This is a genomic window from Roseateles sp. P5_B10, from assembly GCF_056400485.1.
Genome location: NZ_JBFULE010001414.1, coordinates 1 through 767 on the forward strand (window position 1 = coordinate 1; position 767 = coordinate 767).

The window sequence follows — 767 nt, forward strand, 5'->3', positions numbered from 1 at the left end:
CCCTTCGTCTACTACGGCGAGGAGATCGGCCAGGCTGGCATCGACGGCAAGGGTGACGATCCGCTGCGTTCGCCGATGAGCTGGACCGCGGCAGGTGGTTTCACGACCAACCCCCAGCCCTTCCGCCCGCTGGCCCTGAACCGCAGTGCCCATAACGCCGAAAGCCAGCAGCGCGACGCCGGCTCGCTGTTCAACTTCTACCGTGAGCTGATCGCGCTGCGCCGCGCGTCGCCGGCACTGACATTGGGCCGCTACGAGTCCGACCGCGTCGACGGCGCCGTCTGGAGCTTCCAGCGCGTACAGGGCAAGGAGCGTGTCCTCGTTGCCATCAACTACGGCGACACACCGGCCACCATCGAACTGACGGCGCATGCCCGGGCGCTCTATCCCAAGGGCGCCGTCTCCGCCACGCTGCAGCCGCTTTCGGTGCGCATCTACAGCTTGCAAGCGCCATGAAGTCCCTGATCACCCTGACCACCGCCCTGTTGATGAGCCTGAACACGATGGCCGCCGGCCTGCAGCATGTCGAACCGCCCAACTGGTGGGTCGGCATGCACGACACCTCCCTGCAACTGATGCTGCATGGCAGCGGCATTGCCGGCGCCCAGCCGACGCTGGCGCCCTACCCCGGCGTGAGGTTGAAGGGCAGCCACCGCGCCACCAGCGCCAACTACCTCTTCATCGACCTCGACGTGAGCCCCGACGCCAAGCCGGGCGAACTGCTGCTGAACGTGGCCGGCACGACGCTGCGCTACCCGCTGCTGGCC

Annotated in this window: 2 protein-coding genes; both read left to right on the forward strand. The window is 67.5% G+C overall.

Annotation, left to right across the window (positions count from 1 at the left end; all coding sequences use genetic code 11):
• The coding region (locus AC1DU6_RS33680; RefSeq protein ID WP_477862715.1) for an alpha-amylase family glycosyl hydrolase at window positions 1–456 on the forward strand (456 nt) is incomplete at its 5' end.
• Window positions 453–767, forward strand: a 315-nt coding sequence (locus AC1DU6_RS33685) for a cyclomaltodextrinase N-terminal domain-containing protein (RefSeq protein ID WP_477862717.1), incomplete at its 3' end; no start/stop codon positions are given. The genes AC1DU6_RS33680 and AC1DU6_RS33685, both read left to right, overlap by 4 nt.